22 protein-coding genes are annotated in these 20,977 nt (G+C 62.1%); 5 read left to right on the top strand and 17 right to left on the bottom strand.

The window, feature by feature from the left end; genetic code table 11:
• Nucleotides 1-30 precede the first annotated feature (30 nt).
• From V5N12_RS02150 to V5N12_RS02120, 7 genes are all read right to left on the bottom strand, one after another.
• Nucleotides 31-807 (bottom strand): TrmB family transcriptional regulator, encoded by a 777-nt coding sequence (locus tag V5N12_RS02150; RefSeq protein WP_332897512.1) that lies wholly within the window; start codon nt 805-807, stop codon nt 31-33.
• 92 nt (nt 808-899) lie between these two features.
• Nucleotides 900-1,343, bottom strand: a complete 444-nt coding sequence (locus tag V5N12_RS02145) for a TIGR00725 family protein (RefSeq protein ID WP_332897511.1) — start codon at nt 1,341-1,343, stop codon at nt 900-902.
• Between the two features lie 48 nt (nt 1,344-1,391).
• Nucleotides 1,392-2,132 carry a beta-ketoacyl-ACP reductase gene (locus tag V5N12_RS02140; RefSeq protein ID WP_332897510.1) on the bottom strand — a complete coding sequence of 247 codons (741 nt, stop codon included), beginning with the start codon at nt 2,130-2,132 and terminating at the stop codon, nt 1,392-1,394.
• Nucleotides 2,133-2,168: 36 nt separating this feature from the next.
• The gene (gene phaC / locus V5N12_RS02135; RefSeq protein WP_332897509.1) at nt 2,169-3,623 is read right to left on the bottom strand and encodes a class III poly(R)-hydroxyalkanoic acid synthase subunit PhaC; all 1,455 of its coding nucleotides are present in this window, start codon (nt 3,621-3,623) and stop codon (nt 2,169-2,171) included.
• A 1-nt stretch (nt 3,624) separates the two neighbouring features.
• Nucleotides 3,625-4,170, bottom strand: coding sequence for a poly(R)-hydroxyalkanoic acid synthase subunit PhaE (locus tag V5N12_RS02130; RefSeq protein WP_332897508.1), 546 nt, complete (start codon nt 4,168-4,170; stop codon nt 3,625-3,627).
• A 42-nt stretch (nt 4,171-4,212) separates the two neighbouring features.
• Nucleotides 4,213-4,722 (bottom strand): hypothetical protein, encoded by a 510-nt coding sequence (locus V5N12_RS02125; RefSeq protein ID WP_332897507.1) that lies wholly within the window; start codon nt 4,720-4,722, stop codon nt 4,213-4,215.
• 2 nt (nt 4,723-4,724) lie between these two features.
• A complete protein-coding gene (locus V5N12_RS02120) occupies nt 4,725-5,033 on the bottom strand; it encodes an AbrB/MazE/SpoVT family DNA-binding domain-containing protein (RefSeq protein WP_332897506.1) in 309 nt (102 codons plus the stop codon).
• A 140-nt stretch (nt 5,034-5,173) separates the two neighbouring features.
• On the opposite strand from V5N12_RS02120, the gene V5N12_RS02115 reads away from it, so the two are divergent.
• Entirely contained in the window at nt 5,174-5,797 is a 624-nt protein-coding gene (locus tag V5N12_RS02115) for a MaoC family dehydratase (RefSeq protein WP_332897505.1), read from the top strand.
• Here the strand turns inward: V5N12_RS02115 and V5N12_RS02110 are convergent.
• Genes V5N12_RS02110 through V5N12_RS02095 form a run of 4 tightly spaced genes read right to left on the bottom strand, consistent with a single transcriptional unit; the run spans nt 5,794 to nt 10,802 of the window.
• Nucleotides 5,794-6,663 carry an alpha/beta fold hydrolase gene (locus V5N12_RS02110; RefSeq protein ID WP_332897504.1) on the bottom strand — a complete coding sequence of 290 codons (870 nt, stop codon included), beginning with the start codon at nt 6,661-6,663 and terminating at the stop codon, nt 5,794-5,796. The two genes, V5N12_RS02115 and V5N12_RS02110, sit on opposite strands and share 4 nt — an antisense overlap.
• A gap of 46 nt (nt 6,664-6,709) precedes the next feature.
• Entirely contained in the window at nt 6,710-8,005 is a 1,296-nt protein-coding gene (locus V5N12_RS02105; RefSeq protein WP_332897503.1) for an oxidoreductase, read from the bottom strand.
• A 41-nt stretch (nt 8,006-8,046) separates the two neighbouring features.
• Nucleotides 8,047-8,544, bottom strand: coding sequence for a KEOPS complex subunit Cgi121 (gene cgi121 / locus V5N12_RS02100; protein WP_332897502.1), 498 nt, complete (start codon nt 8,542-8,544; stop codon nt 8,047-8,049).
• Nucleotides 8,544-10,802: an ATP-dependent DNA helicase gene (locus V5N12_RS02095; protein WP_332897501.1), complete on the bottom strand. Its 2,259-nt coding sequence runs from the start codon at nt 10,800-10,802 to the stop codon at nt 8,544-8,546. The genes cgi121 and V5N12_RS02095 overlap by 1 nt, the downstream gene beginning before the upstream one ends.
• Nucleotides 10,803-10,883: 81 nt before the next feature.
• Here V5N12_RS02095 and V5N12_RS02090 point away from each other — a divergent pair, with 81 nt between their 5' ends.
• Nucleotides 10,884-11,132: a ferredoxin gene (locus V5N12_RS02090; protein ID WP_332897500.1), complete on the top strand. Its 249-nt coding sequence runs from the start codon at nt 10,884-10,886 to the stop codon at nt 11,130-11,132.
• Nucleotides 11,133-11,420: 288 nt separating this feature from the next.
• On the opposite strand, the gene mdh is transcribed toward V5N12_RS02090, so the two are convergent.
• Nucleotides 11,421-12,335 (bottom strand): malate dehydrogenase, encoded by a 915-nt coding sequence (mdh, locus tag V5N12_RS02085; protein WP_332897499.1) that lies wholly within the window; start codon nt 12,333-12,335, stop codon nt 11,421-11,423.
• A gap of 120 nt (nt 12,336-12,455) precedes the next feature.
• Here mdh and V5N12_RS02080 point away from each other — a divergent pair, with 120 nt between their 5' ends.
• Nucleotides 12,456-13,076 (top strand): Sjogren's syndrome/scleroderma autoantigen 1 family protein, encoded by a 621-nt coding sequence (locus V5N12_RS02080; protein WP_332897498.1) that lies wholly within the window; start codon nt 12,456-12,458, stop codon nt 13,074-13,076.
• On the opposite strand, the gene V5N12_RS02075 is transcribed toward V5N12_RS02080, so the two are convergent.
• On the bottom strand, nt 13,073-15,496 hold the full coding sequence (locus V5N12_RS02075) for a DEAD/DEAH box helicase (protein WP_332897497.1): 2,424 nt from the start codon (nt 15,494-15,496) through the stop codon (nt 13,073-13,075). The two genes, V5N12_RS02080 and V5N12_RS02075, sit on opposite strands and share 4 nt — an antisense overlap.
• A 93-nt stretch (nt 15,497-15,589) precedes the next feature.
• Here V5N12_RS02075 and V5N12_RS02070 point away from each other — a divergent pair, with 93 nt between their 5' ends.
• Both V5N12_RS02070 and V5N12_RS02065 read left to right on the top strand, forming a co-directional pair.
• The gene (locus V5N12_RS02070; protein ID WP_332897496.1) at nt 15,590-16,078 is read left to right on the top strand and encodes a cation:proton antiporter regulatory subunit; all 489 of its coding nucleotides are present in this window, start codon (nt 15,590-15,592) and stop codon (nt 16,076-16,078) included.
• A 1-nt stretch (nt 16,079) separates the two neighbouring features.
• Nucleotides 16,080-17,282, top strand: coding sequence for a cation:proton antiporter (locus V5N12_RS02065; RefSeq protein ID WP_332897495.1), 1,203 nt, complete (start codon nt 16,080-16,082; stop codon nt 17,280-17,282).
• Here the strand turns inward: V5N12_RS02065 and V5N12_RS02060 are convergent.
• The 4 genes from V5N12_RS02060 to V5N12_RS02045 are packed head-to-tail and all read right to left on the bottom strand — an operon-like array spanning nt 17,244 to nt 20,933.
• Entirely contained in the window at nt 17,244-17,708 is a 465-nt protein-coding gene (locus tag V5N12_RS02060; RefSeq protein ID WP_332897494.1) for a hypothetical protein, read from the bottom strand. The genes V5N12_RS02065 and V5N12_RS02060 overlap by 39 nt on opposite strands.
• 41 nt (nt 17,709-17,749) lie before the next feature.
• A complete protein-coding gene (locus V5N12_RS02055; RefSeq protein ID WP_332897493.1) occupies nt 17,750-18,346 on the bottom strand; it encodes a diacylglycerol/polyprenol kinase family protein in 597 nt (198 codons plus the stop codon).
• Nucleotides 18,346-20,085 carry a glycine--tRNA ligase gene (gene glyS, locus V5N12_RS02050; RefSeq protein ID WP_332897492.1) on the bottom strand — a complete coding sequence of 580 codons (1,740 nt, stop codon included), beginning with the start codon at nt 20,083-20,085 and terminating at the stop codon, nt 18,346-18,348. Before glyS ends, V5N12_RS02055 begins: the two co-directional genes overlap by 1 nt.
• Nucleotides 20,082-20,933 carry a CBS domain-containing protein gene (locus V5N12_RS02045; protein WP_332897491.1) on the bottom strand — a complete coding sequence of 284 codons (852 nt, stop codon included), beginning with the start codon at nt 20,931-20,933 and terminating at the stop codon, nt 20,082-20,084. Before V5N12_RS02045 ends, glyS begins: the two co-directional genes overlap by 4 nt.
• Nucleotides 20,934-20,977 lie beyond the last annotated feature (44 nt).

The raw sequence follows: 20,977 nt of genomic DNA, 5'->3' as shown, positions 1-20,977 counted from the left end.
CGATGGCGGATTTTTTGGCGACCGAACACGTCAGAAGCCTTCGTACAGCCCGGCTTCGACGACCTGCATGAGGATGGTCGCAAACTCGGTGTTCGCACTCCAGAGTCCCGCTTCCTCGCCCGAGCGATAGGTCGAAACCGAGAGTAAGATGATGTCGTCGTCACCGAGCAAGATACGGCCGGTCTGGTCGTCGCTCGGGCGATAGCCACGCGCTGGCTCGGTGGCCACGCCGAGGTCGCGTGCAATCTCGTTGACGCCGCCGTCGTCGCTGAGGACGCTCACTGAAACTCCGCGCGCGTCGGCCGACGCGAGCGCCTCGCACACCTCGGGTGGGAAGTGTCGGGTGTCGCCGGTGCCGAGAATGAGGCGGTCGTTCGCTGTCTCGATGAGGCTCACCGCGCGATTGTTGATGCGGGCCGCCCCACTTATCGTCCAGATGTCTTCGCGCTCTTCGATGCCCGTCCCCTCTGAAATCGCTTGTTCGACGTAGCTGAACGCGCGATTTTGCTCTCGCTCGAAGCGTTCTGTGAGCAGTTCGCGGGCCTCCGTGATGTCTACGGGCTTGTACGTAATCGGATTCGATTGTTGAATCTCGATGAGCCCCTGCGATTCGAGGCTCTCTGCGGTGGCGTACACCTGCGAGCGCGGCACGCTCGTCGCGTCGTTCACCTCGCGGGCGGTTCCCGTCCGCAGCCGCTGGAGGGTGATGAACACCTTTGCCTCGTAGGTCGTGAGCCCCAACTGCTCGAGTGACTCAACGGCGTCGTGGAAATCTGCGTCACTAGTGGCATTTTCACTGCCGCTCATTGCACACCTCTGTCACATTTCCAATCCGAACAGTCATCTCTTTTGTTACTCTGTGATGGACAGATACATTACCTTTTTCTCTCGACATTGCGTCACAAGACAATCTCTTCGAGGTACGCAACGGCCTGGGTTGGTGAATTTACTGTTTCAATTCCGTCGATATCGTGCGTGTTGAGTCCACAGACGGGCTTTCCGAAATCAAGGGCGTGCGCGATTTCTGACAGGGTTCCGTAATGACCGTCAATTGCAATGACGCCCGTCCCGTTCATCACGACGAGGACATTTCGCGCGTTTCCCAAGCCCGTCGCGAGCGCCGTGTCGACGTAGTCGTTTGCCGCAGCCGGGTCTGTCCCCGAGAGAATACCAATCGTGTGCCCGCCCTCCTCGCGCGCGCCGCGACAGACCGCTTCCATCACGCCACCGAGTCCGCCACAGATGACCGTATGGCCGCGTCGCCCGAGTTCTCTGCCGACTTCGACCGCCGTCTCGTAGGTCGGCTCATCGACCGTGCTCCCACCGATGACACTCACTCGCATGGCTCAGTGAAAGCAACCAGACACAAAAAAGCTCTCGCGCGAGGCACGCTACCAGTCCATGCCGCCGTTGACCGAGAGCACCTGTCCGGTCATGTACGCAGATTTTGGGCTGGCCACGTAGCTCACCATGCCCGTGATGTCCTCGACGCTGGCGAACCGGCCCAAGGGGATGCGCCCGAGGATTTTCTCTTGCACCTCCGACGGGACGATGTCGAGCATGTCGGTCTTGACGAAGCCGGGCGCGACGCAGTTGGCCGTCGAGCCAGACCGCGCCATTTCGAGGGCAATCGTCCGTGTGAACCCGAACAGCCCGCTTTTCGTGGTCGCGTAGTTCGCTTGCCCGTAGTTCCCCTGCTGGCCAACGACGCTCGAGATGTTGATGAGTCGGCCGTGTTCTGCGTCGAGGAGGTCGTCGAAAAAGCAGTTCGTGCTGTTGAACACCCCGCCTAAGTTCACGTCCATGACTGCGTCCCAGTCTTCGCGCGTCATGTTGGTGAACGTCTTGTCCACTGTGATGCCCGCGTTGTTCACGAGCACGTCGATGGGGCCAACGCGGTCGTGGACGCGCTCGCACATCGCGGCGACCTCGTCGTAGTCAGAGACGTCACACTGCATCGAGATGGCGGTTCCGCCGTTCGCTTCGATTTCTTCGACCACGGTCGCGGCCTCGGCTTCACTCGACCGGTAGTTCACCACCACCGTCGCGCCGTGGCTCGCCAAATCGAGTGCAATCCCGCGACCGATGCCCCGAGAGCTTCCGGTCACCAGGCAGGTTTGGGTTGTGAGCATAGCTCACACTTCGGCGGCAGAAAAGAAATGGATTGCTTAGAGTTGGTCTTTCCAGGCCTGTGCCCGGGACTGTGAGACCTCTGCAATCTCCGCGAGCGTCTCTACGTCTGCGACGGCGAGGTCGGTGACGGTCTTGATGCCGGCCTCGCGCAGGCGGTCTGCGTAGGTTGGGCCGATGCCGTCTACGGTTTCGACGTCCGCCGCTGCCTCGTCGTCCGAGACGAGACTCGACTGCTGGGTGTCTGCGTCCCCCGTGTCTTCGATTTCGATGGTCGCCGCTTCGTCTTCGTCCATCGATTCGGCTGCCGACTCTGCTTCTGCGTCGGCGTCCGATTCTTCAGCCACAGGTTTGTCAGCGTCCGGCTCGGCTGCTTCCGGTTCCTCGTCGGCTTCTTCTTCGACCTGCGAGCGTTCGAGGTACCACTCGCTCACGCGCGGCCAGAGGTCGCGGTGGGAGCTGCCCGAGACCGAGAGGCCGATGTGGCCCGTCGGGAACTCGAAGGTTTCCGTGTCGTCGCTTGCGATGACGTCGTTGAACGGCTTCGAGGACTCCGGTGGGATGAGGTGGTCGTACTCGCCCATGATTTGGAGGACGGGCATGTCGATGTTCGTGAGGTCGACGCGCTTGCCGTTCAGCTCGAGCTCGTTTTTGTAGAGCTTGTTCTGCTGGTAGATGTCCTCTAAGAACTGGACGTAGGTCTTTCCTGCAACGTCGATGCCGTCAGAAAGCCACTGCTCCATCCGGCCGAAGTTCTCGATGAAGTCTTCGTTTTCGAGATTGTCGAACAGCCGGACGTACTTGTTGACGTAGTTGTCAACGGGGTCCATCAGCGCAAAGCCGATGTCGAGCATGTCGCTTGGCATGTTGCCAAACGTGTCGGTCACGTCAGACGGCGAGTAGTACTTCTCGTCGCCCCACATTTCGAGAACGCCGCCGGTGTCGCGGAAACACAGCCCCGCGGCCATCAGCCCGAGGTTGCGCACCTTCTCGGGGTGGAGTGCGGCGTACATCGCGCTCATGGTGCCGCCCATGCAGTAGCCGAGGATGTTGATGGAATCCTGGCCCGAGCGCTCGCGCACAACGTCAACGCAGTTTTCGATGTAGCGGTTGACGTAGTCGTCGAGCGTCAGGTGGGCGTCCATTCGGGATGGCTCGTTCCAGTCGATGAGGTAGACGTCGTGGCCTGCATCGAGCAGGTGGCGAACCACGCTGCGGTCTGGCTGGAGGTCTAAGATGTACGGCCGGTTGATGAGCGCGTACACGATGAGAATCGGAACCTTGTGCTGCTCGTCGGTCCGCGACTCGTAGTGGAGCAATTCGAGTTTGTTCTCCGTGTAAACGACCTCGCTCGGCGTCTCGCCCACGTCAACTTCGAGCATTCGCTCGAGCTGTTCGGGAGCGATTTCGCCCTTCTCGAAGCCTTGGGTCGCGGCTTCGAAGGCGCGCCGCTGGAGGTCGAGTGTCGCTGCGAGCGGGTTCGTATAGGACATCTCAGTTCTCCTCTAGGAGCTGGTCTAACTTCTCTTCGACGCGCTGCTGGCGGCGTTCGAGTTCGACGAGTCGCTCGCCGACTTCCATCACGTCACTGCGGGTGGCAAAGCCCCATTCTTGGAGGGCTTCCTCGCTCGCGGCGTCTGCCTGCTTTCGCGCTTCCATCATCGTCTCGACGAACTGGCCGGTTCCGGCGGCGAACGCCGAGGTGCTCATGACTTCTTTGAACGCCTTGTTGGCGCTCTGGAGCCAGATGTCGCGGAACTCGGTCATGTCGACGTCTTCGCCTTCGGCCACGTCGCCTGCGCGCGTCATCATGCGCTCTGCGGCGTCCATCCAGACCTCGTAGGCCCGGGTGTAGCCTTTCATCCCCTGGTTCAACTGCTCTTCGTCAGGCACGGAGCCTTCGAAGGCGTCTGCCCAGGCGTCCATAAACGCAGACTGCGCTTCCATGTTCTGTTCGAACGAGCGCGCGACGCTCTCGTTCCACTGTTCTACGAACTGACTCCACTGTGCTTGCATGTCGTTTTGGCTCATGTTACTCATGGTAAATAATCGGGTGACCGCGGTGAAAAATGATTCGTCGGTTTAGGCGTCGAGCTGCTCGCGGGCCTGCTCCTGGAACTCCTCTGCCTGGGACTCGAAGCGCTCGACGGCTTCGACCGTCTGGGCTTCCATATCCTCTGCGTTCTCGAGCACGAGCGTCGTCTGCTCTTTGAGCGCGTTCAGGTACTCTTCTGAGAGATCGTCGTAGTTTTCGAGGCTGCGTTCGAACTCCTGTTCGACGCCCTCGTAGAGTTCGGAGTGCCCTTCGGAGAGCGTTTCGAACTGCTCGTCAACGATGTCGCGGACCTGCTCTACGTTGCCGCGGGAGCCAGGAATCGTCGCCTCGATGGCGTCGAAGTAGCTGTGGAGTGCGGCCTTCGTGAAGGCAACGCCCGACTGCTGGGCGGACTTCTGGCTCTCTAAGCCGTTGAGGAAGAGCTTACCCATGCTCTTCTGGAAGGCGACAGACTGCTCTGCCATGCGCTGGCTCTGGTTGATCATCGTGCGCTGCATCTCGAATGCTGCCGAAACGGGCGTGGTGTATTGACTCATGATTAGTCCTCTCTGTTGCGTTTGACCGGAATGACGACGGTTTGAACGATGTCTCCTTCTTGGATATCGAGCGCTTCGCGCTCTGCGTCGGGGATGCTAATGCGTCCCCCGCTCTGGACACGGGTCTTGAACGTCGCCATGCCCATGCTCATCGCGCCAAGTTGCGAGAGACCGGAAAGCCCCGACCCCGTGCTCGCCCCCAACATCGACTGTACGTAGTCTTGCTGTTGGTCGAGCGCCTGCTGGCTCGCCTGCTGGAACTGCCGGGCGAACTGCGCCGGCGTCCACATCATCTCGTCATTCTCGGTCATTGCTCATCACCACCTACTCCCTCCAAGGGGATAAAGATTCCCTTCGATACCATCCAATACCATTCAATGGTTTCGGGTGGGTTCCGTTGTGTATCTCAACACAATACTTTATGATGTGTGAGAACGAATCGCAAGTATCAATGAGTTCTGAACCGCGGCATCAGTCTTTGGCTGAAACGTGGATGAAAACATCTACTCGACTGTTCAACAGCGCGATAGAGGCAAACCGGGCCACCCTTGCCGCCTTTGGGGTTCCAACCGTGCCGACCAACGGCACGACAACCGTTCCGGAGACTGAAGACGTACACGCCCTCGCCGGGGTCGACCTCGAGGGCTGGGACGTCGAAGTCACCGCAGACCACCGCGACGCCCTCGACATCGGTGACAAAGTTCGTTTTACGAAAACCATCACCGAAGCGGATGTCATCGAGTTCGCCCGCGCGAGCGGCGACACGAACCGCCTCCACCTCGACAAGCCCTACGCAGAGAAAACCCGCTTCAAAGGCCGTATCGTCCACGGGACGCTCGCCGCTGGCCTCATCAGCGCCGCCCTCGCCCGGCTTCCGGGGCTCGTCATCTACCTCTCACAGGACGTGGAGTTCCGTAACCCCGTCCGAATCGGTGACCGCATCACTGCGGAAGTAGAAATCGTCGAGGACCTCGGGGACTACCGCTACCGACTCTCGACCATCGTCACCGATGGCGACGACACCATCGTCGACGGCGAAGCCGTTGTCCTCCTTGATAAACGCCCTGACGTCTAAGCCTGTACGGCTTCTGTCTCGGGCGTTAGAAACGCCCGAATCACTTCATTGAATGCGGCTGGCCGCTCTCGCGGCGGCCAATGACCGCAGTCTTCGAACACGGAGAGCGTGCTCTCCTGAATCTCCTCCGCCGCACGCACCGACCAGCGCACCGGAAACAGCGGGTCGTCTTCGCCGTGGACCACCAGCGTCGGTACGTCAACCTCGGCCAACTCGTCTACGTAGTTCGTGAGAAACCCATTGAACAGGAACTCACTGCGCTGCCAACTCGACAGCGTCTCGCCAACGGCCGGGTCGCTTGCCGCGTCGAACACGTCGTTTACGAACTCGCTGCTTCGATTGGTGGTAAACCCGCGCAGACTCTCTCTGACCGACAGGTGCGTGCTCGTCGTGCCAGCCCACCACAGCGGGCCAAAGCCGGGCGTCCAGAGCGCCATCGACGCCGGAAGTCGCCACGGGGCGTCCCGGCCAAGCCCGTGGCTGTCCACGAGCACGAGTTTCTCGACCGCTTCTTCGAGCGCGTGACCAAGCGCCACCGCCCCACCCATGGAGATGCCGACGAGCGTTGGCGCATCGATGTCGAGTTCGTCTAAAAACGCCGACAGCACCTCGCGGTAGTACGCAGTCGTGTAGCACCGTCGTGGCTTCTCACTCTCGCCGTGGCCGGGGAAGTCGAGCGCGTAGACGCGGTGGGTCTCTGCCAACGCTGGAATCGTGTGTCGCCACGAAACGGTGGCAGCGTCGAGGCCGATGCCGTGGAGCAACACGACTGGCGGCCCCTCACCGGCTTCGAAATATCGCACAGAAACGCGCTCATCTTCGATTGGAAGCGAGACGCGCTGTGATGTCGGTTCGGAAGAACTCATCTTGAAAATGCTCCGAAAGGACGACGTATGAGACTTTGGAAACCGGCTACTTGGGGTCGTACGCGCCCGCGTGCTCGAACTCGCCGCGCCGCCTGAGAACGCTCGGCGTCCGACACACCCCGTCTGCACCCGTCACTTGGGGAATCGTACAGTTGTTGCAACTCGCACACACCACCGCGCTTTCCGCATCGGCAAGCAATCGCGCCGCAAGCCGCGGCTCTGCGTAAAACGGCCGCGCCATCCCGGCCATGTCGCACGCGCCAGACGACAGCAGTCGGTCGATTTGTGGGCGCGTCCGCACACCCCCTTCCATGAGTACGGGCACATCGACCGCTGCGCGAACCGTCCGACAGAACGACTCGTTCCAGCCTTCCGCGTCCGAAAACCGCCGGGCTTGCAGTCGATTGCCCATCTCGACCGCGCGCGCCCGCATGCGCCCGCCGAACACTTCCTCGTAGCCCGGTTCGAGCTGTTCGAGGTGCCACGCCCGCGCCGGGAACCGCCCCCGAACAATGCTCATGTCCCAGAACGTCGAAACCTCGACCGGTACGAGCGCGTCGAAGCCGAGGTTTGCCGCGCGTTTGGCCAATTCAATGCCGTCTTCGACCGACAGTTTCCGCCGAACAAACCACGGGGCGGCCGTCTCCGCCGGAATCTTCGTGACGAGCGGTACGTCCCCCGCGTGCGTGCGAATCTCGTCGTACACGGTTTCGAGGAAGCGAAACCCATCTGCGAACTCGTCGGTTCGCCGGTTGTAGTACGGCGAGAGGAACTGCTGGATGATGCCCATGTTCGCCCCGGCGAGGTGGATGCCGTCGTAGCCCGCATCGACGGCGTGGCCCGCCGCCCGTCCGAAATCCGCGGCCAAGTCGTACACCTCGTCGGTCGAAAGGACGTGAGGCGTATACGAAAACACACCCAACCGGTCGAGTGCCCGGAGGAATCCCGGCGGTTTCGACACCGCCAACTGCGTAAGATTCGGATGTTCTGCACGATAGCCCGCGTGCCATGTCTCCATACTCCTGAGTCCGCCGTGTTCGAGTTGGATGAAAATGTGCGACCCGTGGTCGTGAATCGTGTCAGTCACTTCCGTGAGTTCCGAGACGAACGCCGGGTCGTGGACGCGCGTCATCCCCGGGGCGGCACACCCACCCTCTCCGCGGACGATAGTCGCGCCCTGAAAGATGAGTCCCACGCCCGACGCTGCGGCTGGTTCGAGCTTTCGGCGCAGTATCGCTGGTGTATCCGGACCGTTGCCCGCACATTCGAGCAGTGGTGCGCGATACAGCCGATTCGGGAGCGTGACGCCGCCGAGTGCTACCGGATCGTGAAGCGACGGCATACGCTCATCTATGCGGTGTGACAGTAAAAAGCCGCTTTCGCCTACTTCGACACGTCGAGCAGCGCAACGCGTTCGAGGACGAGTGCTTCGAGCGGTGCTCCCGAGGCAGCGCGCTCTGTGTCCCCAATATCGAACAGGTCGCAGACGAGCGCTTCGTCGTAGCGCCCGAGCGTTGCGCTTTCGGTGAGCAGGGCTTCGACCTCTCCTGCTGCGGCCGCTTCGTCGCCGGCTCCGTCTTCGACCACGAGTACGACGAGGTCGCACTCGCCTTCGTTCGCGCCGACTTCGAGCGCCCGGTTTATCTGGCGGCGTGCGGCGACGTAGAGTAGGATTTCGACCGCACGGTCGTCCGCGACGTTCTCGCCGCGCGCAAACGCACGGTCTGCGAGTTCGACCGCCCGCCGGAGGTGCGCCTCGCTCACGACGTAGCGCGCGTCGAACGCCTGAATCGTACACCCCGTCTCCACGCCGATGGCTTGGAGGCTGGTGACGAACTCGGTGATGTCGTCGATGGTCGCGGTTCCTTCGACAACCCGCATCAGAAATCACCAAACGTCGCCTGGTCTTCTTCGGTGTCGGTGGGTTCCTCCCCGCCCGTGGCGCGCGTCACGCGGGCTTTCGCTTCGGCGTCGGGGTCGATACCGCTCATCGACGCGTCCTGTCGACCCGCGTTTTCGAGGATGTTCTCTGCGGTTTTGCGCCGCCCTCGAAGCGCGCCGAGCACGACGGCTTTGTCTGCGTTTCGCAACTCGGCGCGCGTCGTGATTCCAGCTTTGTAGAGCCGCCGGGCGCGTTTTCTCCCCACGCCGCGCACGCCTGCGAGGTCGAGGAGTTCTTCGCTTACGCCGTACTGGACGCGCTTTCTGGCCTCGCGGATGGCGGGTGCCCACTGCAAGTCAAGTTCGCCTGCGAGTCGCTCTGCGGCCCCGAGCAACCAGTCTGCGGTTTCGACCTTCCCACGAATGTCGCCCGGCCCGATGCCGTAGCGGTCGGTGATGCGGTCTTCGTCCTCCTCGCTCGCCCAATCTTCCATCATGCGGGCCGTCTTGTGGGCCGCAAGCCAGTCTTCGAACGGCCCGGCGTCGAACTCACTTGGGACTCGCCCAAGGTACTCGCGTTCACGCTCGTAACACTCCTCTGTGTACTGCTCGCGGTCGCCAGAGCGCAAGTAGAGTTGGTACATGTTCGGCGTCCGGCTCACGAGGTGGTACAGCCCGAAGGCGGTCGGGCGCTCGTCTGTGGCCCGCAGTCCGTCGATGATTTCTGCGGCGCTCATCGGGTCGAGATACAGCCGCGAGACGGTGTGGCCGATGCTCGTGGCGAACATGTCGTCGCCCTCGCGTTCTAAGAAGCCGTTCACTTCGAGGTAGTCGAGGACGTTGTCGAGCACCTGTTCGATGCGCCCCTGTTCTGTCGTCTGGGTCGCATAGAGCGTCTGGTCTAAGAAGTCGAGCAGTCCCTGTCTGGAGTCTGCGAATCCGGAGGCGACGGTCGCAAGGATGTGGGTGCGCATCGCGGGCTCTGCGGCCAACTTCGAGCGCACGTTTTCGGGGCCAGTCCAGATGTAGCGGTCGAACAGTTCGTCGAGTTCGTCGTGCGAATTGGCGAGCAACACGGCCTCGCCGTGGGGGTCGAGTCCCGGCCTGCCCGCGCGCCCACACATCTGGTGGACTTCGAGCACTGAGAGCGGCTTCATTCCTCCGAGCGTGCCGTCGTAGCGCCGCCAGTCGCGCACGATAACGCGGCGACTCGGTGTGTTGACACCCGCAGCGAGCGTCGGCGTCGCGGAGACGACCTTGATGAGGCGGTCGCGGAAGGCGTCTTCGACGGCCGTTCGGTGTTCGGTCGTCAGCCCGGCGTGGTGGAACGCCGCGCCCTTTTTCACCGCGTCCGCGAGGTTGTCGCTCGTTTCGGTGTCGGAGATGTCACGAATCTCTTTGGCGAGGGCCGCGAGCTTTCGGCGTTCGTCTGCGCTGAGGAAGTCCTCGACCGCACCCGCGAGTCGTCGTGCCGCCGCCTCCGCATTCCGTCGCGAGTTGACGAACACGAGCGTCGACCCCTCGTCTGCGAGCGTATCTTTGACGATGGCGGCGGTCGGCTTTTCGCCGTTTTTCACCGGGAGCGACCGCTGGGTGCCGTCTTCTAAGTGGAGTGCCTGTCCGTAGTGGACGCCCTTCTGTAACTCGATGGGTCGCCAATCGGAGTCGATAAGCGTCGCGTCCAGCCACTCAGCGATGTCTTCGGGGTTGCCAACGGTCGCAGAGAGCGCCACCGTCTGCAGGCCGGGATTTCGCTGGCGGAGTTTAGCAAGGGTGACTTCGAGCGTCGGGCCGCGGCTACGGTCGTCGACGAGGTGGACTTCGTCTGCGACCGCACAGCTCAGGTCGTCTATCCACGGTGCGCCATTGCGGACGAGCGAGTCGACTTTCTCACTGGTGGCGACGATGATGTCGCACTTCCCAAGCCATTCGCCGTCGGATTCGTAGTTGCCCGTCGAGACACCGACCGTCAGGCCGTACTGCTCGAACTGCTCGAACTCGGCTTTTTTCTCGCTTGCGAGCGCCCGCAGGGGAACGATATAGAGTGCTTTCCCGCCGCGTTCGACGCTCGCGAGCATGCCGAGTTGGGCGATGAGCGTCTTGCCGCTCGCCGTTGGCACGCTTGCGACGATGCTTTGGCCGTCCGTGATACCGGCTTCGACTGCCTTGCCCTGTGGCGGGTAGAGCGATTCGATTCCGGCGTCCTGTAAGTGGCCCGGGAACCACTCGGGTACGCCAGTGAGGTCCGCGACATCCATTACTCTCCTTTCTCGCGTCTTGCCGTTTAAACTGTCGCACGCTCCGTCAACCCTATTACCGAATCGGCCAAAGCGCAGGCCATGAAAGTCGAGTTCGACCGCGACACCTGCATTGGCATGTTCCAGTGCGTTGCCGAATGGGAGGAAGGGTTCGCCCGCGACGAGACGGCGGGCAAAGCAGACCTGCTTGAGGGAGAGGAAGTGGATGAAGACGTGTTCGTCCGCGACGTACCAGCAGACGAGGAGTTCGACGCGAAGTTCGCCGCCCGCGTCTGTCCCGTTGATGCCATCACAATCTATGACGACGACGGCGAACAGCTCATCCCCTGAGCCGCCGATTCACGCTGCTTCTCGGTCGGTCCGCTTTCACCCCTTGACCGACGAGTGTCAGACTCGTCTCGGGTGAATTGACAAAACGATTATATTCTCGGCTGAACCTATTGTGAATCGGGTGAGAGAATGGCACAGCGACGCGAACACCGGCATCTCGAAGAATGGGCGGCACTCATCGGCGTGCCCGTTCCGGACGAGCCACGCGGCAGAACCGACGACCAGCGACAAGCCTGAGCGTTGCCACTCTGTGGCGTAGGCGCGAAAAAACTGGCAGGGTGAACCGGCTTAGCTGATTTTCTCGTACTGCTCAGAGAGTTTGTCTGCGGCCGCGCCGAGCTGCTCGCGTTCGAGCTCGTTCAGGTTCCAGTCAACGACTTCTTCGACGCCGTTTGCGCCGAGTTTGACGGGGACGCCGAGGCCGACGTCGTCGTGACCGTACTCGCCGTCGAGGGCGACGCTCGCGGGGAGCACTGCGCCGGTGTCGTTGAGGATGGCTTCGACCATGTGGGCGACGCCCGTTGCGGGGCCCCACTGGGTTGCGCCCTTGCGCTCGATGACGTTCATCGCGGACTCCTTCAGGTCTGCGAGAATCTCGTCTTTCTCGTCGCTCGAGAACGCAGGGTCTGCGCCGTTGATGCGCACCTTCGAGAACACGGGCACCTGTGCGTCGCCGTGCTCACCGAGGATGGTGGCTTCGACGTTTTTGACGGGCACGTCGAAACGGTCGCTGAGGACGTAGCGGAAGCGCGCGGAGTCGAGGCGGCCGCCGAAGCCAATGACCTGCTCGCGGGCGCGGTCGCCGGTTTCGTAGAGGTGGCGGTTCAGCAGGTCAACCGGGTTGGACGTGGTGACGCTGATGAAGTCGTCGTTGTACTCGGCGAGCGAGGAGCCGATATCCTCCATGATGGGCGCGTTGTCGCCTGCGAGGTCGATGCGGGTCTGGCCCGGTTTGCGTGGGATGCCAGCCGTGATGACGACGACGTCGGAGCCTTCGGTGGCCGAGTAGTCGCCCTGGACGACACGCGTGTTCGAGTCGTACGCGATGCCGTGGTTCGTGTCCGCGGCCTGGCCGACCGTTTTGTCTTCCATCTTCGGGATGTCCACGAAGACGAGTTCGTCTACCACGTCGCGAAGCGCGAGGTTGTACCCAGCAGCGGCGCCGACCGTGCCTGCAGCACCGACTATGCTAACTTTCGCCATAATACCTGAATCACTCTCTGTTTCCGGGTTAAACGCTTCGAAACCGTGGCCTACTTGCGGGAAAATGTCGCCGCAAACTTCGTCGGAGGCCTTTTTGAGATTGCGTGCGTGCACTCAGATATGAGTGGGTTCGACAAAGAGGCAGAACGCCAACGCCTCCGCGAACAGTTCAAGAAGGATGAAGCGAATCGCAAAGAGACCGAGCGCATGAGCGAGCTGTTGCTCAAGGGCGCGACCATGACCAACAAACACTGTGACACCTGTGGCGACCCCATCTTCCGCTATCAGGGCCAGGAGTTCTGTGCGACTTGCGAGGGCAACAGACAGGAGGCAAGCGACGCGCAGGCACAGCAAGCCCAACAGGCACAGCAAACACAGCAGTCCCAACCGCAACCCGCCCCGCAAGAGGCGGAAAACGGCGAACACCCGGTCGAACAGGCGGCCGCCGAGGCAAAGGCAGACGAACTCGAAGCCGCCACACAAGCGGCCGACTCCGCGATGGACGACCTCGACGAGCAAGCGACCGAAATCGCGCGCGTGCCTACACAGCCCGCACAGCGAAAGTCACCGTCCACACAGGCTGCAGACCTCAGCCAAGCCCAGCAGTCGCTCGTCCGCACGCTCACCAAACTCACGACTGCTGCAGAACAGGAAGACGACGTTGGGCGCACGAAAGAGTACCTCGAAGCCGCCCACGAAGCCGCAGACGCCCTTGCCGCCGTGAAAAAAGCGAGCCGTTAGTTCTTCTTCGAGTAGTCGCTGCCCACCACTTCTCGAATCCGTTCGGCCGTCACCTTGCCAACACCCTTCACTTCCATCAACTCCTCCTCGGTGGCTTCCATCACGGCTTCGACCGTCCCAAAGGCAGACAGCAACGCCCGCGCGGTCACCGGGCCGATGTCCGCAATCGACGCGACGACGTACTCCTGTTGTTCGGTGAGCGTTTTCTTCGTCTTCTTGCCGTGGACGCTCACTTCGCGCTGGTCGGTTTTCTGCTCGCGCGAGGCAATCACTTGGAGCAGGTCAGCCGTGTCTTTCTGGTCTTCAGTTCGCAACACACTCGCGCCGAAGTCGATGGCGAGCGACGCGAGCGCGCCGCGAATCGCGTTCGGGTGGACGTTGCGCTCGCCGTAGAGGTTCTCGCCTTCGATGATGACGACCGGGCGGCCGTAGTAGCGCGCCGCGTCGCCCACCTGCTCGAACATCGAGCGGTCGCCTCCGGTGAGCGTATCGAGGAAGTCAGAGACCGATTTGCGCTCAACGACGACACGGTCTGAGAGTACGTAGTCACCGACTTCGAGCGTCTCTAAGCGAATTTTCACGCCGTCGCGCTTCGAGAGGTCGCGGGCGATGGTCGAGTCGAGTTCGCGCTGGTCTGCGACGATTTCGATGGAGTTCTCGTCTTTGACGCCGCCCGCCCGCGGCACGTCCTTCTCAGGGTCGTCGTATTCGCTCTCTCCTTTCTCTTTTTTCGCCTCCGCAAAATCCGTAAGCGCCGGTTGGACGTTCTTTTTCGCCTCGCTCCCGCCGTTGGTCTCGGCTTTCACCGCCGCGCTCTCTGTCCCGGTTTCCGCGCTCGCAAACTCGCTCAGGGCGTGCTGGCCGAGTTCCGTCTCTAAGTCCGCGACAATCCTTTTCAGCTTCTGCAACTCGTCTTGCATCTTCGACTCCTCCTGTCGGGATTTCCAGAAAAACGCCTCGTCGCGCGTGTTCTTGGCGATGAGGACGACGACACGACCCTCTGCCTGTCGGCCGGTCCGCCCTTTGCGCTGAATCGAGCGAATCCCCTTCGGGACGGGTTCGTAGAACAGCACCAAATCGACCTCGGGCACGTCAAGCCCTTCTTCTGCAACGGAGGTAGAAACGAGCACTTCGAACTCGCCGCTGCGGAAGGCGTCGAGCGTCTCTTGTTGCTCTTTTTGGGTCATCCCGTCGGAGCCTTCGCGGTCGCCCTGTCCGACGAACTTCCGCACCGAAAAGTGCGCGGAGAGGAACTCCACGAGCGTCTCTGCGGTGTCGCGGTACTCGGTGAACACGATGACACGCTCGCCGTCTTTGATGCCGAGGGTCTCTGCTATCAGCATCCGCGTCTGGGAGAGCTTCGGGTGCAGACCGTCGTACTCGCGGGCTTTCCGCATCGCTTCGCGAATCTTTGGTTCTGAGACGAGGCGCTGACTAGCCTTCGATGCGCCCGACGAACGCGCTTCGTTGCGCAGGCGCTCGAAGTAGGCGATGAGCGATTCGACGCCTTGGGATTCGACGACTTCGACGGCGTGTTTGAGCTTCATCACTTCGGCGTGGACGCTCATGCCTTTGTACCCCTCAGACTGGTCGTTGCGGATGAGTTTCTGGAGTTCGCGCTGGGCGGCGAACAACTCCTTTCGCGAAATGTCTACGCGCGCGGACTTCAGGACGCCAAGCTGTTTCAGTTTCTCAAGCCTATCTTTGACAATCTCGTTCATCCCGTCGCGGATTTCGAGGATTTCCTTCGGCACTTGGACGTTCTTCCACTCGACTTCCGTGTCGTGGGTGTACTCGTCTACGTCAGAATCGCCCTCGCCTTTGACCGCCACGTTCGAGAGGCCGAGGTTCTGGCAGACGGTGAGAATCTCCTCAGCATCGCCACCCGGCGACGCGCTCATCCCCGTCACGAGCGGCTCCTCTGCGTCGGCGTGATACCGCTCTGCGATGTAGCAGTAGGCGTAGTCGCCGGTCGCGCGGTGACACTCGTCGAAGGTGAGGTGGGTCACGTCGGCGAGAGAAATCCGGCTGCCGACGAGGTCGTTTTCGATGACCTGTGGGGTTGCAATGATAATCGTCGCGTCCTGCCAGAGGGAGACGCGGTCGTCCGGGCGAACCTCGCCCGTGAACACGACGATTTCTTCGTCGGGGATGTCGAGGGCCATCCGGTAGAATTCGGCGTGTTGTTGCACCAGTGGCTTCGTCGGCGCGAGCAACACGGACTTGCCGCCGTGCTGGTGGAGGCGTTGGGCGGTGACGAGCAGGCTCACGGTGGTCTTCCCGAGGCCGGTTGGCAGACACACGAGCGTGTGGTCAGATTGAGCGTCACCGGCGAGTTCGATTTGGTAGAGTCGGCGCTCGATGACCGACGGTCGGAGCAATGGGTGGTCTACGTAGGCTTGCTGGTCGGTCGCCGCCATTTCCAGAAAATTTGCCGTGCCGCCGGTTAAGGGTTCGTGTAGCGGGGTGAAAGTGGCCGACTGCTTATTGGTCTCTCCTGCGAAGGCTCTCGTATGACGGTTTACGAATCTGATATCCCGGGCGTGGGGCGAAAGTTCGAACTCGAACTCAGTGGTGGGGCGCGACTCATCACTCTCATCCACCACGACGGCCGCCGAGAGGTGTTCTACCGACCGAATCCGGATGCAGACAGCCAAAAGCTGTTCGACTTAGACAGCCAGCGCGCCCGCCACTTCGGCGCGATTCTCGAAGGCGCGTACTTCGAATCCGTGGCCGTCGAAAACCTCTCTGTCCCGCTCGGCAATGCCATCATCAACTGGGAAGCGGTTCCCGAGAACTCGCCACTCGCCGGAACCACGCTCGCTGACTCCGGCATCCGCGCGCACACGGGGGCCTCCGTCATCGCCATCCAACGCGCAGAGGACACCATCCCGAACCCCGACCCCGAGACGACGACCATCGAACCCGGCGACTACCTCGTCGCCCTCGGCACGCGCGAACAGGTCACCGCGCTCAACCAACTCCTCTCGGCCGGGGCCTAAGATGGCGGCTGCGTCAGCCGGAAACCTCCTCCTCGAAGCAGGCGTCGTGTTCGCCGTTCTCGCCGTCGGTGGCAGCGTCGCAAGCCGGTTCGGCCAGTCGGTGATTCCCGCCTATATCCTCTTTGGCATCCTCATCGGCCCCTTCGCGCCCGATATCGCGGGCCAGTCGCTCACGCTCATCGAGACGCGGGAGTTCATCAGCCTGCTCGCGGAACTCGGAATCGTCTTCTTGCTCTTTTTCATCGGCCTCGAATTCAGCTTCGACCGGCTGATACAGGCGGGTCGCAAGCTCGGTATCGCCGGTGGCGTCGATTTCGTCGTGAACTTCGGTATCGGCATCGTCGCCGGGTTCGCCCTTGGCTTCTCGCTGCTTGAGACGTTTTTCCTCGCAGGAATCGTCTACGCGTCTTCGAGTGCGATTATCACGAAAACGCTCGTCGACCTCGGGTGGATTGCAGACCCCGAGAGCGAAACCATCCTCGGCGTGCTCGTCTTCGAAGACATCATCCTCGCCGTCTATCTCGCCATCCTCACCGCCCTCGCCTTTGGCGACGGCGGCCTCGCCTCCATCGGCGCGTCGCTCGCGCGGTCTGGGGCGTTCCTTGTCGTGCTCGTCGCCCTCGCCGCCCGCGGCCAGCCGCTCGTCGAACGCCTGCTTGACGTGCAATCGTCCGAACTGTTCTTGCTCCGCGTGGTGGGTGCTATCGTTTTCGCCGGCGGGCTTGCCCTCGCTTTCGGCGTGAGCGAAGCCGTCGCCGCTTTCTTCATCGGCGCGGCGTTCGGCACGACCTCCCACGCCCACCGCATCGAACGCATCATCTCCTCCGAGCGCGACCTCTACGCCGCCGTGTTCTTCTTCTCGATTGGGCTCGGCACCGACCCTCGGCTCCTGGCGACGGTCGCTGTGCCCGTGCTCGTGCTCGTCGTCTTGACCACTGCGAGCAAACTGCTCTCGGGCTACGTGAGCGGCCAGCGCTACAATCTCGGTCGCCGTCGGTCGATTCGTGTCTCACTCGCCATGATTGCCCGCGGCGAGTTTTCGCTCGTCGTCGCTGCCATCGCCGCCACGGCCGGGGGGTCGCTCGTGTTGAGCGAGACGATTCCCGCGATTGGCGTCGGCTACGTGCTCGTCATGAGCATCTTGGGGACGATGGCGATGCGCTATTCAAAGACGGTCGAGCGATGGCTCGGGGTTGCTGTCTGAGGAACCGACCACACACCGCCCGTTTTTCCGCGATTCGACACCCGGCACGCTCGTACAGAACGGGCTGTAGTTGAGCCGATACACCTGTTCGTCACGGCGCAGATAGTAGCCAGCCGCCGTGCCGTCGTAGCGTGGCACCTCGGAGAGCGCGTCGGTCATTTCGGCGTACTGGCCGCGATTCAACGTGACCATCTCTTGGGGATTCTCTGCTGAGACGCGCTGGAGCGTTGACTGGAGGATGACGACCTCGGAGACGTGCTCGTCTGCCATCGCCACCACGGTCGCGTCTTCCGGCGGGTCGTCGGCCCACCGGACGGTTAGCTTGCCGCCTTCGATGCCTTCGAGGTTGAGACAGCCCGCTGTCACCGCGAGCACACCCGTCGCTACCGCTTTCAGCGCAGAGCGTCGCGTTTTCGGGGTGGTCATAGCCGACAAATTTCACCGCCTTCACAAGAAGATTACTGCTTTCAGAGCAGGAACGACAGATTCTGCACCGCACTTGGCAGGTAGGTGAGCGCGAGGTACATCGTCACCGCAGAGCCGAGTGGAATCGTGAGGTTGTCGTCGATGACGTACCCCGCGATGACGGGTTTCACGCCGTCTGCGATGGTTGCGGCGAGCGCGCCGCAGACGGCGACGACGAACGGAACCGACCACACCGCGATGAACAGACAGACGCCGAACATCGCGAGCAGGACGTACGCCTGTTTGGCAGCCCGCAGTTCACCGGAGCCGAGAATCCCGCTGATTGGGTCGCCAATCGAGAGCATCAACATGGCGGGAATCGCAATCCGCGGTTCGAACACGAGCGCAACCGCGGTGACGCCCCAGACGTAGAGCGCATATCCTGCCAAATTGTCCTTCTCGTACTCGCGGGTCAGGTCGTCGTAGATTTTCCAGTCGAGGCCGACGATGAGGCGGACGATTTCGAGAAACAACACGACCACCGACCCGGCGATGAGCGCGTAGCCCAACTGCTGCCAGGTGAGCACGCCTAGCCAGTACGAGAGGGGGGCGAAAATGCCCGAGGCGTGGATGAGTCGGCGTTCGATTTCGTCGTCCATCAGAGGTCGTCAAACGAACGGTCGCCTGCGCGGAGCGCGAGCAGGAGTTCGGGGAGGTCGGCAATGGCGACGCGGGCCTGGGCGGTCGTGTCGCGTTCACGGACGGTCACCGTGCCGTCTTCGAGCGATTCGTAGTCCACGGTCACGCAAAACGGCGTGCCGATTTCGTCCTGTCTGCGATACCGGCGACCGATGTTACCGGAATCGTCGTACGCAGCGGACAGGCCGTACTGACGGAGGGTGTCTGCGATTTCGTGGGCCTGTTCGCCCATGCCGTCGCGGTCCATCAGCGGGAAGACGGCGACGTTCGTCGGCGCGAGCTCGGGGACGAGTTTGAGGAACGTTCGCTCCTCGCCATCGACTTCGTCCTCGGTCATCGCGTGTTCGAGGACGGTGTGGACGATGCGACCCACGCCGAACGACGGTTCGACGACGTGAGGCGTGATGTGCTCGCCCGACTCGGTCTGTTCTTCGACGGCGAAGCCGGTTTTCTCGACGGGAATGGTGTACGCTTCACCATCGACTTCGACGGTCACATCGTCGCCGTCGAATGCCGAGCGGTCGCGGGCGGCGAGCGCTTCGAGTTCTTCGACAATCTGACCAGCCGCAGAGCCGTACTCAGGACCGAGGTAGGCCATGTCGGGGTCTACGACGGCGCGTTCGACCGTCTTCGGCTCGTCGTACTGCTTGAAGATGGTGAACTCTTCGCCCGAGTGCGCGCCGTGGTGCGAGAGGTCGTAGTCGCCTCGGTAGGCGAACCCGGTGATTTCGACCCAGTTGCCGTCCAACTCGGCTTCTGCGTCCCAGCAGTCGCTCGCGTAGTGGGCGCGCTCGCCCGCGAGGTGCTGACGATACCGGAACCGGTCCATGTCCACGCCGATGCGCTCGTACCAGCCCGCGGCGACGCCGAGGTAGTAGCCAACCCACGCGCTCTCGATGACGCCCTGTTCGACGGCATCGCCCACGGTCATGGTCACGTACTCCTGGCCGTCTGCTTGCTGCTGGGCCGCCGGATAGAGCGTCACTTCCACGTCCGCGACGCGGTGGAGCGGTGGCTCGTCCGCTTCGGGGTCGATGAAGTGTTCGAGTTCCGCCTGCGTGAACTCACGCACGCGAATCAGGCCACGCCGTGGGCTAATCTCGTTGCGGTAGGCCGTGCCAATCTGCGCGACGCCGAACGGAAGCGTGTTGCGGGCGTACTCTTTGAGACGCGGGAACTCTACGAAGATACCCTGTGCCGTCTCGGGGCGCAGGTAGCCCGGCGACGACGAACCCGGGCCGATGTTCGTGCCGAACATGAGGTTAAACTCTGACACTTCGGTGCCCGCGAGTTTCGCGTGACACGACGGGCATTCGAGGTCGTATTCAGCAATCAGTTCTGCAACCTCTTCGGGCGAGTAGCTCTCTGCTTCCTCGATGTCCGTGTTGTCCTCGACGAGGTGGTCTGCGCGGTGACTCTCGCCACACTCCGGGCATTCGACGATCATGTCGTCGAACCCATCTAAGTGGCCGGAGGCTTCGAACACCGGCTCGGGCATGATGGTCGGCGCGTCGATTTCCTCGTGGCCCTCTTTGACGACGAACTGGTCGCGCCAGGTGTCTTCGAGGTTGCGCTTTAAGGCCGCACCCTGCGGGCCGTAGACGTAGAAGCCGGCGACGCCGCCGTAGGCACCCGAAGCGGGGAAATAGAAGCCGCGGCGCTTTGCGAGTTCCGAGAGTCGTTCTGCGTCAGAGCTCATTGGAGACAGGCGATGAGGAGGTCCATGTCGCGGACGATGCCGATGAGTTCGTCGCCGCTCATGACCGGAATCTGTTCGATGTCTTCGTTGCGCATCAGCTTCGCCGCGTCCTGTGCGGTGCGCCGGCGGCCAATCGTCTTCAGGTCGTCGCTCATGAACTCGCTGACCGGGCCGCTTGGCAGTTCGACGTTGCGGGTCGGCAGATAGCGGTTGCCCGTCGCCTTAATGCCCTCCCACATCCACTCGTCGTCCTCATTGGCGATGGAGTCGCCCGTGCCGTCCTCGCCTTCGACCACGCGTGCGACGTTCAGGATGTCCACTTCGGTGATGATACCCGCGACCTCGGCCTCGTCGTCGAGGACGATGCCGTAGGCTTCGTCGGCGTAGGACAGTTCGCGCTCACAGACGCGCAGCGGCGAATCTGCGTACACGGTGTTGACGCGGTATTCGTAGAGCTCGCCGACTTCCATCTCGCCGGGGGCGTCACCGGCGGCGATGGCGCGAACCACGTCGGTCACGGTGACGATGCCCTCAAGCTGGCCGTCCACGACGGGGATGCGGCGGGCACCTTCTGCAATCATCAACTCGGCAACGTCGGTGATGTCGGCGTCTGCCTGCGTCGTCGGCACTTCTTCGACGAGCAGTGCAAGCTGGTCTTCGTCCGGGTCTGTAATCAGGGCTTCACGCGAGACGAGACCGCGAAACTCCTCGCCGTCGTCGGTCTGCTTGATGACCGGCACCGAGGAAAACTTGCGCTCTTGGAGATATTCGAGCACGTCATCTCGCGTGCCGGGTAACTCCACCGTCACGAGCGAGTCACGCGGCGTCATCGCATCAGAGACTTTCATTGTCTGTTACTTGCGCCATGCAGGTACTAAGTACTTCCACCTTG

It is taken from the genome of Haladaptatus sp. CMSO5 (assembly GCF_036689885.1).
GTDB lineage: Archaea > Halobacteriota > Halobacteria > Halobacteriales > Halococcaceae > QDMS2.
Note: the sequence above shows the minus strand (reverse complement) of the source record. Positions and strands in the feature narration are given on the sequence as shown.

Coding starts and splice junctions, on each gene's coding strand:
- V5N12_RS02060 (WP_332897494.1), bottom strand. CDS start 17,708: ATGACCACCCCGAAAACGCGACGCTCTGCGCTGAAAGCGGTAGCGACG.
- V5N12_RS02075 (WP_332897497.1), bottom strand. CDS start 15,496: ATGGCGGCGACCGACCAGCAAGCCTACGTAGACCACCCATTGCTCCGA.
- V5N12_RS02125 (WP_332897507.1), bottom strand. CDS start 4,722: ATGAGTCAATACACCACGCCCGTTTCGGCAGCATTCGAGATGCAGCGC.
- V5N12_RS02150 (WP_332897512.1), bottom strand. CDS start 807: ATGAGCGGCAGTGAAAATGCCACTAGTGACGCAGATTTCCACGACGCC.
- V5N12_RS02045 (WP_332897491.1), bottom strand. CDS start 20,933: ATGAAAGTCTCTGATGCGATGACGCCGCGTGACTCGCTCGTGACGGTG.
- mdh (WP_332897499.1), bottom strand. CDS start 12,335: ATGGCGAAAGTTAGCATAGTCGGTGCTGCAGGCACGGTCGGCGCCGCT.
- V5N12_RS02095 (WP_332897501.1), bottom strand. CDS start 10,802: ATGGATGTCGCGGACCTCACTGGCGTACCCGAGTGGTTCCCGGGCCAC.
- V5N12_RS02140 (WP_332897510.1), bottom strand. CDS start 2,132: ATGCTCACAACCCAAACCTGCCTGGTGACCGGAAGCTCTCGGGGCATC.
- phaC (WP_332897509.1), bottom strand. CDS start 3,623: ATGTCCTATACGAACCCGCTCGCAGCGACACTCGACCTCCAGCGGCGC.
- V5N12_RS02145 (WP_332897511.1), bottom strand. CDS start 1,343: ATGCGAGTGAGTGTCATCGGTGGGAGCACGGTCGATGAGCCGACCTAC.
- V5N12_RS02110 (WP_332897504.1), bottom strand. CDS start 6,663: ATGAGTTCTTCCGAACCGACATCACAGCGCGTCTCGCTTCCAATCGAA.
- V5N12_RS02080 (WP_332897498.1), top strand. CDS start 12,456: ATGAGTGGGTTCGACAAAGAGGCAGAACGCCAACGCCTCCGCGAACAG.
- V5N12_RS02065 (WP_332897495.1), top strand. CDS start 16,080: ATGGCGGCTGCGTCAGCCGGAAACCTCCTCCTCGAAGCAGGCGTCGTG.
- V5N12_RS02115 (WP_332897505.1), top strand. CDS start 5,174: ATGAGTTCTGAACCGCGGCATCAGTCTTTGGCTGAAACGTGGATGAAA.
- V5N12_RS02120 (WP_332897506.1), bottom strand. CDS start 5,033: ATGACCGAGAATGACGAGATGATGTGGACGCCGGCGCAGTTCGCCCGG.
- V5N12_RS02055 (WP_332897493.1), bottom strand. CDS start 18,346: ATGGACGACGAAATCGAACGCCGACTCATCCACGCCTCGGGCATTTTC.
- cgi121 (WP_332897502.1), bottom strand. CDS start 8,544: ATGCGGGTTGTCGAAGGAACCGCGACCATCGACGACATCACCGAGTTC.
- glyS (WP_332897492.1), bottom strand. CDS start 20,085: ATGAGCTCTGACGCAGAACGACTCTCGGAACTCGCAAAGCGCCGCGGC.
- V5N12_RS02130 (WP_332897508.1), bottom strand. CDS start 4,170: ATGAGTAACATGAGCCAAAACGACATGCAAGCACAGTGGAGTCAGTTC.
- V5N12_RS02070 (WP_332897496.1), top strand. CDS start 15,590: ATGACGGTTTACGAATCTGATATCCCGGGCGTGGGGCGAAAGTTCGAA.
- V5N12_RS02090 (WP_332897500.1), top strand. CDS start 10,884: ATGAAAGTCGAGTTCGACCGCGACACCTGCATTGGCATGTTCCAGTGC.
- V5N12_RS02105 (WP_332897503.1), bottom strand. CDS start 8,005: ATGCCGTCGCTTCACGATCCGGTAGCACTCGGCGGCGTCACGCTCCCG.